Origin of the sequence: Streptomyces sp. NPDC001604 (genome assembly GCF_042893475.1) — a bacterium.
In the GTDB taxonomy this organism is placed as follows: domain Bacteria; phylum Actinomycetota; class Actinomycetes; order Streptomycetales; family Streptomycetaceae; genus Streptomyces.
Genome location: NZ_JBIAUY010000024.1, coordinates 68,789 through 77,019, shown reverse-complemented (window position 1 = coordinate 77,019; position 8,231 = coordinate 68,789). Strand labels below are relative to the sequence as shown.

Below are 8,231 nucleotides of genomic sequence, written 5' to 3'. Positions count from 1 at the left end.
CCGGCGACCGACCGCACGACGTCGCCACGACCCTGACCACCGGCGCCGCCACGAAGGCCCGCCTGACAACCCTCCGCGAGGAGGGCGCCGTATGAACACCCCCGCTCACCTGGCTCTACGCCCCCGGCGACCGACCGCACGACGTCGCCACGACCCTGACCACCGGCGCCGCCACGAAGGCCCGCCTGACAACCCTCCGCGAGGAGGGCGCCGTATGACGCAGAACGTCCTCTTCCACCTCTCCGTCACCCCCGGCGCGATCCGGTGGACAGACCGCCCCCACGGTGCCGACACGGACGCCGTCCTCAGCGACCTCGGCCTGACCCTCACCGAGCTGGCAACCCTCCGCAAGAAGAGCGCCGCATGACCACACCCCCGCTCACCTGGCTCTACGCTCCCGGCGACCGTCCGCACGTGGTTGCCAAGGCCCTGACCGCCGGGGCCGACGTCGTCGTCATCGATCTGGAGGACGCGGTCGCCCCGGACCGCAAGGAGTACGCCCGCGCGGCCACCGCCGAGCTGCTCTCCGCCCCGCAGCCGGTCCCCGTCCACGTCCGCGTGAACGCCCTGGACGGGCCCCTGGCGTCCCGGGACCTGGAGGCGGTGGCCGGGCGGCCCGGCCTCTCGGGGCTGCGTCTGCCGAAGGTCACCTCCCCGGAGCAGATCATCCGTACCGCGGAACGCTCCACGTCGGCCGCCGGCGCGCCCGCTCTGTACGCCCTCCTGGAATCCGCCCTGGCCGTCGAACACGCCCACGCCATCGCCTGCGCCCACCCGGCCCTGCACGGCATCGCCCTCGGAGAAGCGGACCTCCGGGCCGACCTGGGGGTACGCGAGGACGCCGGCCTCGACTGGTGCCGCTCCCGGATCGTCGTCGCCGCCCGGGCGGCGGGCCTGCCCCCGGCACCGCAGTCGGTCCATCCGGACATCCGCGACCTGGAGGGTCTGGCGGCCTCCTGCGCCCACGGCCGCACCCTGGGCTTCCTGGGCCGCGCGGCCATCCACCCCCGCCAACTCCCCGTCATCGAGCGGGCCTACCTCCCCACGGAGCGGGAGGTCGAGGAGGCCGAGACGATCGTCAAGGCAGCGATGACCCGGCAGGGCGCCCAGGCACTGCCGGACGGCAGGTTCATCGACGCGGCCGTGGTGGCGGCAGCGCACCGCACGCTGTCGCTCGCCCGCCGGAACTGAGGACGAGGGCGCCCGGACCTCATGGCCCGGGCGCCCTCGTCGACGTACGACCGAACGGTCAGCTCTTCTTGGCCGACTCGGCGCCGTCCTTCGCGCTGTCCTTCGCGCTGCCCTCCGCCTCGTCCTCGGCGGCCTCGCGTCCTGCGGGTTCTTGGGGTTCCGCTGCGGAGCCCTCCGCGTCCGGCTTCGCCGCCGAGGAGTCCGCCTCGTCCTTGTCGAGGGCCACGGCGGCCTCGCCGTCGGCCTCGGCCGCTTCCTCCGCGGCACCCGGCTCGACCACTTCTTCCCTGCCGGGCCGCTTCTTCGCCGACACCACGATGTACGTCACCGCGAGCAGGAACACGATCCCCGCGGTCCAGTCGTTGAGCCGCAGGCCCAGGATGTGGTGCGCGTCGTCGACGCGCATGTACTCGATCCACGCCCGGCCCACGCAGTACGCGGCGACATACAGCGCGAACGCCCGGCCGTGTCCCAGCTTGAAGCGGCGGTCAGCCCAGATCACGAGCAGCGCGACGCCGATGCACCACAGGGACTCGTAGAGGAACGTCGGGTGGTAGTACCCGGGCACGCGGCCGTCCGCGGAGGAGGTGATGTGCAGCGCCCAGGGAAGATGGGTCTCCTTGCCGTACAGCTCCTGGTTGAACCAGTTGCCCCAGCGCCCGATCGCCTGCGCGAAGGCGATACCGGGGGCGATGGCGTCCGCGTAGGCGGGCAGCGGGATGCCCCGGCGGCGGCAGCCGATCCACGCGCCGACCGCGCCGAGCGCGATCGCACCCCAGATGCCCAGGCCGCCCTGCCACACTTTGAAGGCGTCCACCCAGTCACGGCCCTGGCTGAAGTACAGCTCGTAGTCCGTGATCACGTGGTACAGGCGCCCGCCGACCAGGCCGAAGGGCACCGCCCAGACAGCGATGTCGGCCACCGTGCCGGCTCGCCCGCCCCGGGCGATCCAGCGCCTGTTGCCGAGCCAGACCGCGACGAAGACGCCGACGATGATGCAGAATGCGTAGCCGCGCAGCGGGATGGGGCCGAGGTGGTAGACCCCGTGCGGCGGGCTGGGAATGTAGGCAAGTTCCATGGCAAGGTCGACGCTACCGTGCCGGGCCGGGCCGACGGCAGGCAGCCCGGCTACGGGTCCATAACGGGCGGGCGTGAAACTCTTACCCCTTGTTCGCCGCCAGCACCATCTGCTTCAGCTTCGCGGGGGTGAGCGTCTGGTCCTGGTAGATGTTCTTGCCGTCGAGCAGCACGGTCGGGGTCCCGCTGAAACGGCCCGCCTTGAACGCGGCGTTCGACTTGTCGACCCAGCTGTCGTGTTTGCCGTCGTTCACGCATGTGCGGAAGGCCGCCGTGTCCAGGCCGTCCACCTTGCGCGCCAGGTCGATCAGCTTGGCGTTGTTCGCGAAGGTGTCGACGGTCTCCTTGGGCTGGTTCTCGTAGAGCACGTCGTGGTAGTCGCGGAACTTTCCGGCGTTCTGCGCGCAGGCGGCGGCGTTGCCCGCGCGCAGCGAGCCGGTGCCGCCGAGGTTGCCGTCGATCAGCCGGACCAGGTGGTATTCGATTCTGAGCTTGCCGGAGTCGGTCAGCTCATGGAGCGTCGGGCGGTACACCGTCTCGAAGGCCTGGCAGGCCGGGCAGCGGAAGTCCTCCCAGATGGTGAGCGTCGGCTTGGCGCCCTCCTTGCCCACGGCGATCGCGAGGCCGTCCTTGCCCTGCGCCCCGGAAGGCGCCACGACCGGGCCCGAGCTCTTCTCCTTGTCCTTGCCCGCGTTGGCGGCGACCACCCCGATCACCGCCGCGAGGCCGAGGACGCAGACCACGCTCGCGCCCACGATCAGCGTCCGCCGTCGCTTCTCCGCGGCCTTCTGCTTCTCACGCTCGACCGCCAGCCGCTCCCGGGCGGTGCGCTTTCCGTCACGGTTCTTCTCGCTCACACCCCCAGAACGAAGCCGGGGAGGCGCAATGCGCCTCCCCGGCCCCAGATCCACCCGTTCGGAGGACCCGTATGAAGTTGAGCGGACCCACCTGAAAATGAGCGGACCCACGTGCGATGAACTGCCCGGCTACGCCTGTCCGCGCACGCCCTTCGCGAGCTCACCGGCGAGTGCGCGGACGGCCTCGACGCCGGCCGCTTCGTCCGGCGCGTCCAGCATCCGCTTGACGAAGGCCGAGCCGACGATCACGCCGTCGGCGAAGCCGGCCACCTCGGCGGCCTGCTCCGCGTTGGAGACCCCGAGCCCGACGCAGACGGGCAGGTCGGAGCCGGTGGCGCGGGTGCGCTCCACCAGGTCCTGGGCCTGCGCGCCCACCGACTCCCGGGTGCCGGTGACGCCCATCAGCGAGGCGGCGTACACGAACCCGCTGCCCGCCGCGGTGATCTGCGCGAGCCGCGCGTCCTTGCTGCTGGGCGCGACCACGAAGACCGTGGCCAGCCCGTGCTTCTCGGCGTGCTCCCTCCACAGGGCCGACTCCTGCACCGGCAGGTCGGGCAGGATGCAGCCCGCGCCACCGGCCTCGGCGAGCTCGGCGGTGAAGCGCTCGACGCCGTAGCGGTCGATCGGGTTCCAGTACGTCATCACGAGCACCGGCTTCCCGGTGGCCGCGTGCGCCTCGCGGACCGTGCGCATGACGTCGGCGATCTTGACTCCGCCGCGCAGGGCGATGTCGTCCGCGGTCTGGATGACGGGGCCGTCGAGGACGGGGTCGCTGTGCGGCAGGCCGACCTCGACGACGTCCGCACCGCCGTCGAAGACGGCCTTGATCGCTTCGATGCCGCCGTCCACGGTCGGGAACCCGGCCGGAAGGTAGGCGATGAGTGCGGCGCGTCCCTCCGCCTTCGCGGCGGCGAGGGTGTCGGACAGCAGTTGGCCCTTGTCACGGTTCAATGCAGCGCCGCTCACTTGGCGTCCCCCTCGATCTCCGCGAGGTCGGCTTCGTCGGCGGCGACCTCGGCGTCGGTGTCGTACAGGCCGAAGTACCGGGCGGCCGTGTCCATGTCCTTGTCGCCGCGGCCGGACAGGTTGACGACGATCAGGCCGTCCTTGCCCAGCTCCTTGCCGACCTCCAGGGCGCCGGCCAGCGCGTGCGCGCTCTCGATGGCCGGGATGATCCCCTCCGTGCGCGACAGCAGGCGCAGGGCCTGCATCGCCGCGTCGTCGGTGACCGCGCGGTACTCGCCGCGGCCGCTGTCCTTGAGGTAGGAGTGCTCGGGGCCGATGCCCGGGTAGTCCAGACCGGCCGAGATCGAGTACGGCTCGGTGATCTGGCCCTCCTCGTCCTGCAGGACGTAGGAGCGGGAGCCGTGCAGGATGCCGGGCTCGCCCGCGGTCAGGGTCGCCGCGTGCTCACCGGTCTCCACGCCGTGGCCCGCGGGCTCGCAGCCGATGAGGCGTACGGACGCGTCCGGGATGAAGGCGTGGAAGAGGCCGATGGCGTTGGAGCCGCCGCCGACGCAGGCGATGGCCACGTCGGGCAGGCGTCCGGCCTGCTCGAGGAGCTGGCGGCGGGCCTCGACGCCGATCACGCGGTGGAAGTCGCGGACCATGGCCGGGAAGGGGTGCGGGCCGGCGACCGTACCGAACAGGTAGTGGGTGTGGTCGACGTTGGCGACCCAGTCCCGGAAGGCCTCGTTGATGGCGTCCTTGAGCGTACGGCTGCCGGACTTCACCGCGACGACCTCGGCACCGAGCATGCGCATCCGGGCCACGTTCAGGGCCTGGCGCTTGGTGTCGATCTCGCCCATGTAGATGGTGCACTCGAGGCCGAACAGCGCGCAGGCCGTCGCCGTGGCGACGCCGTGCTGGCCGGCGCCGGTCTCGGCGATGACGCGGGTCTTGCCCATGCGCTTGGTCAGCAGTGCCTGGCCCAGCACGTTGTTGATCTTGTGCGAGCCGGTGTGGTTGAGGTCCTCGCGCTTGAGGAACACCCGGGCGCCACCGGCGTGTTCGGCGAAGCGGGGGACCTCGGTGAGGGAGCTGGGGCGGCCGGTGTAGTGGACCAGCAGGTCGTCGAGCTCGCGGGCGAACTCGGGGTCGTGCTTGGCCTTGTCGTACTCGACGGCCACCTCGTCCACGGCGGCGACGAGGGCCTCCGGGATGAACTTGCCGCCGAATGCGCCGAAGTAGCCTTCGGCGGTGGGGACTTGACCCTCCGGGTCGGGGATGAAGAAGTCGCTGGGCATGCCGATACCTCACGGTGAGTGTTGGGAATGACACTGATCGCCGTGGGAGCGGGGATCGTCAGTTGGCTGCGGGCCCGTTCGGGCTTGTCGCGCAGTTCCCCGCGCCCCTGAAGGGGCGCTGCCATCGCCGCCCGTTCACCTGCCCGGGTTCGTCACCGATGACGTACCTGACTCTCCGGCCGTGCACCCTTCGCGCTGGCGCACGGCAACCACGAGGCCGGCAGCCGCGCGCCAGGCGCGCGTACCGGTCCACGGTCGTGATCGTGAGAGTCATCGGGGTCAGCCTATCGAAAGATCAGCCGCGGCCGTGCCGCAGTGCCGGGTGCTCGCCCGCTGCCACCAGGTCGGACACCGCCGACTTCGGGTCCTTGCCGGTGACCAGGGACTCGCCCACCAGGACCGCGTCGGCGCCGGCGTTGGCGTAGGCGATGAGGTCGTGGGGGCCACGGACGCCGGACTCGGCGATCTTGACGATGCCGTCGGGGATCTCGGGGGCGACGCGCTCGAAGGTGCCGCGGTCGACCTCGAGGGTCTTGAGGTTGCGGGCGTTGATGCCGATGACCTTGGCGCCCGCGTCCACCGCGCGCTCGACCTCGTCCTCGTCGTGGACCTCGACGAGCGGGGTGAGGCCGATGGAGACGGCACGCTCGATGAGGGATTCGAGAGCGGGCTGGTCCAGGGCCGCGACGATCAGCAGGGCGAGGTCGGCGCCGTATGCGCGGGCCTCCCACAGCTGGTACGAGGTGACGATGAAGTCCTTGCGCAGGACCGGGATGTCCACGCGGGCGCGGACCGCCTCCAGGTCGGCCAGCGAGCCGCCGAAGCGGCGCTGCTCGGTCAGGACGGAGATGACGGCGGCGCCGCCCGCCTCATAGTCCGCGGCGAGTCCCGCCGGGTCGGCGATCGCGGCCAGGGCGCCCTTGGAGGGGCTGGAACGCTTGACCTCGCAGATGACCTTCACACCGTCGCCGCGCAGGGCGGCCAGACCGTCCTTGGCCGCGGGAGCCTTCGCCGCGCGCTCCTTGAGCTCGTCGAGGCTGACGCGCGCCTGCCGCTCCGCGAGGTCGGCACGGACTCCGTCGATGATCTCGTCGAGCACACTCACGCGAGCGGCCCCCTTCCAGACGGTTGAGTTCAAGCTGTTGAACCAAGCTGACCCCTGGGGAAAAACAGATGGTCACTGCGATGGTATCCGGAGGGAGGGGTAGGCCTCACATCCGGTTGACGCCGGTCCCAGTACCTGGACATTCGCCCATTGATCAAGGATGTAGCCAGCCACCGAACGGCAGGTTCCGGACAACCGTGAAGACCAGCGACAACGTCCCCAGCACCCACAGCTGCCGGCCCCCGAGTTCGAGACGGAACGGCCGTCCGCGCACCGCGCGCACCACCCATACGGTCCACAGCACGGCGAAGCCCAGATAGCCGACGACGGCGAGGGCGTTGGCGTGGAACGCCGCGAGGAGGTCCCCGTGGATGAAGGAGTGGGCGCTGCGCAGGCCGCCGCAGCCGGGGCAGTACAGGCCGGTGAGCCGGTAGAGGGGGCAGACCGGGTAGTGGCCGGGCTGGTACGGGTCGACCGTCCCCACGTAGGCGAAGGCACCGGCGACGGCCGCCAGCACCCCGGCGGGAACGGCGAGCCGCGTCGCCGCCGTGGATTCGGTGGCGGACGGTGTCGAGGGTCGGCTCTCGGCGTTCACGTCTCGCATTGTCCCCCCGGGCGGGCGCCACGCACGCGTGAGGGGCGATCCGGTGCCGGATCGCCCCTCAGCGGCAGTCGTGTGTACTTCAGCTCTTGGCGCTGACGGCCGCCTGGCTCTGCTCGAGCGCGTCCTGGAACGACTGGTGCGCGTCCTTCGGCTGACCCATGCCCATCGCGCTCATGATCCAGCCGACGATGCCGCCGACGACCACGATCGCCATGCCGGCCCAGAAGCCCACGGGCTGAGCCATCACCATGAAGGCTCCCGAGACGCAGAAACCGATGAAGGCGATCGTGACACCGGTCCAGGCGGCCGGGGTGTGACCGTGGCTGCTGCCCGCCATGACTTGCTCCTCGCTGATGTTTACGTGTCTGAGCCGGACGCTCAACGGACATTGTCCCGCACGCGCGCGCGTGCGCTGCTCGGGGGTGGCTGCTTGCGCGTGGCGACCCGGCGAGGGGTGGGCTATGCCCCGGTGGGGTCCTCGCCGCGGTCGAGTGCCTTCCAGAGGTCCTCGGGGCGGTCGGGGTCCACGGCGGCGGCCCTGCGGCGGGCCTTGGGGGCGCCGTCGCGTTCGTAGCGGCCGGACATCGCGGGCCAGTTCCGGCCGTAGCGCAGGGCGAGCAGGCCCGCGACGAGGAGCAGGAGGCCGCCCACGGCCGCGACGTACGGCCAGGCGGTGTGGGAGAGGCCGTCCACGGTGGCCGAGGTGTCGCCGGCGGCCTGCGCGGCCTTCTCGTCGAGCGCGGAGCTGTCGGAGACGCCCAGCAGGGCCGCGGCGACGGTGCCGGCGCCGGAGAGCGCGAGCAGGGCCGAGACCAGCAGGCGGCCCGCCCTGCGGACGGCGAAGACGGCGACGAGCGCGGCGAGGCCCACTATGGCGAGCGCCGCGGGTACGCCCGTGACGTCGCTGCCCTTGGCGGTCAGCGGGAAGGCGCCGCCGGCCACCGTCGCGGTCCCCTCCGACCAGCGCTGACGGGTGGCCAGCAGCGCCACGGCCGCGCCGAGCGCACCGCACAGCAGGGCAAGGGCGAGACTCCGGCGGCCGGACCGTGCGGGTCCGTCGGCTTCGGAACGGGGGTGAGGTAGGGCAGTCACGTACTCCACTATCGCCCGAACCCCGGGCGAACCGTCACCCGGGGTTCACGTGAGAAGCA

At 71.6% G+C, this 8,231-nt stretch carries 11 protein-coding genes; 2 read left to right on the top strand and 9 right to left on the bottom strand.

The genetic code is table 11. The features are described from left to right. The first annotated feature begins 214 nt into the window (after positions 1-214). Positions 215-367, top strand: a complete 153-nt coding sequence (locus tag ACFY1E_RS42230; protein WP_389086378.1) for a hypothetical protein — start codon at positions 215-217, stop codon at positions 365-367. Then, positions 364-1,191, top strand: a complete 828-nt coding sequence (locus ACFY1E_RS42225) for an HpcH/HpaI aldolase/citrate lyase family protein (protein ID WP_389086376.1) — start codon at positions 364-366, stop codon at positions 1,189-1,191. Before ACFY1E_RS42230 ends, ACFY1E_RS42225 begins: the two co-directional genes overlap by 4 nt. A gap of 58 nt (positions 1,192-1,249) precedes the next feature. Here the strand turns inward: ACFY1E_RS42225 and lgt are convergent, their stop codons facing one another. The 9 genes from lgt to ACFY1E_RS42180 all read right to left on the bottom strand — a co-directional run bounded on the left by lgt (position 1,250) and on the right by ACFY1E_RS42180 (position 8,181). Then, entirely contained in the window at positions 1,250-2,269 is a 1,020-nt protein-coding gene (gene lgt / locus ACFY1E_RS42220; RefSeq protein WP_389086373.1) for a prolipoprotein diacylglyceryl transferase, read from the bottom strand. A gap of 82 nt (positions 2,270-2,351) precedes the next feature. After that, positions 2,352-3,125, bottom strand: coding sequence for a DsbA family protein (locus ACFY1E_RS42215; RefSeq protein WP_389086371.1), 774 nt, complete (start codon positions 3,123-3,125; stop codon positions 2,352-2,354). 129 nt (positions 3,126-3,254) lie between these two features. Then, positions 3,255-4,091, bottom strand: a complete 837-nt coding sequence (gene trpA, locus ACFY1E_RS42210) for a tryptophan synthase subunit alpha (RefSeq protein WP_389086368.1) — start codon at positions 4,089-4,091, stop codon at positions 3,255-3,257. Next, complete coding sequence (trpB, locus tag ACFY1E_RS42205) at positions 4,088-5,371, bottom strand: tryptophan synthase subunit beta (RefSeq protein WP_389086366.1); 1,284 nt, start codon at positions 5,369-5,371, stop codon at positions 4,088-4,090. Before trpB ends, trpA begins: the two co-directional genes overlap by 4 nt. A gap of 58 nt (positions 5,372-5,429) precedes the next feature. Beyond that, on the bottom strand, positions 5,430-5,645 hold the full coding sequence (trpM, locus tag ACFY1E_RS42200) for a tryptophan biosynthesis modulator TrpM (RefSeq protein WP_389086363.1): 216 nt from the start codon (positions 5,643-5,645) through the stop codon (positions 5,430-5,432). Between the two features lie 21 nt (positions 5,646-5,666). After that, entirely contained in the window at positions 5,667-6,476 is an 810-nt protein-coding gene (trpC, locus tag ACFY1E_RS42195; protein WP_389086361.1) for an indole-3-glycerol phosphate synthase TrpC, read from the bottom strand. A gap of 154 nt (positions 6,477-6,630) precedes the next feature. Continuing rightward, entirely contained in the window at positions 6,631-7,080 is a 450-nt protein-coding gene (locus ACFY1E_RS42190; RefSeq protein WP_389086358.1) for a DUF2752 domain-containing protein, read from the bottom strand. Positions 7,081-7,159: 79 nt separating this feature from the next. Further along, on the bottom strand, positions 7,160-7,417 hold the full coding sequence (locus ACFY1E_RS42185; protein WP_389086356.1) for an HGxxPAAW family protein: 258 nt from the start codon (positions 7,415-7,417) through the stop codon (positions 7,160-7,162). Positions 7,418-7,539: 122 nt separating this feature from the next. After that, positions 7,540-8,181 carry a TIGR02234 family membrane protein gene (locus tag ACFY1E_RS42180; protein WP_389086353.1) on the bottom strand — a complete coding sequence of 214 codons (642 nt, stop codon included), beginning with the start codon at positions 8,179-8,181 and terminating at the stop codon, positions 7,540-7,542. Positions 8,182-8,231 lie beyond the last annotated feature (50 nt).

Coding starts and splice junctions, on each gene's coding strand:
- ACFY1E_RS42230 (WP_389086378.1), top strand. CDS start 215: ATGACGCAGAACGTCCTCTTCCACCTCTCCGTCACCCCCGGCGCGATC.
- ACFY1E_RS42225 (WP_389086376.1), top strand. CDS start 364: ATGACCACACCCCCGCTCACCTGGCTCTACGCTCCCGGCGACCGTCCG.
- lgt (WP_389086373.1), bottom strand. CDS start 2,269: ATGGAACTTGCCTACATTCCCAGCCCGCCGCACGGGGTCTACCACCTC.
- trpB (WP_389086366.1), bottom strand. CDS start 5,371: ATGCCCAGCGACTTCTTCATCCCCGACCCGGAGGGTCAAGTCCCCACC.
- trpM (WP_389086363.1), bottom strand. CDS start 5,645: ATGACTCTCACGATCACGACCGTGGACCGGTACGCGCGCCTGGCGCGC.
- ACFY1E_RS42190 (WP_389086358.1), bottom strand. CDS start 7,080: ATGCGAGACGTGAACGCCGAGAGCCGACCCTCGACACCGTCCGCCACC.
- ACFY1E_RS42185 (WP_389086356.1), bottom strand. CDS start 7,417: ATGGCGGGCAGCAGCCACGGTCACACCCCGGCCGCCTGGACCGGTGTC.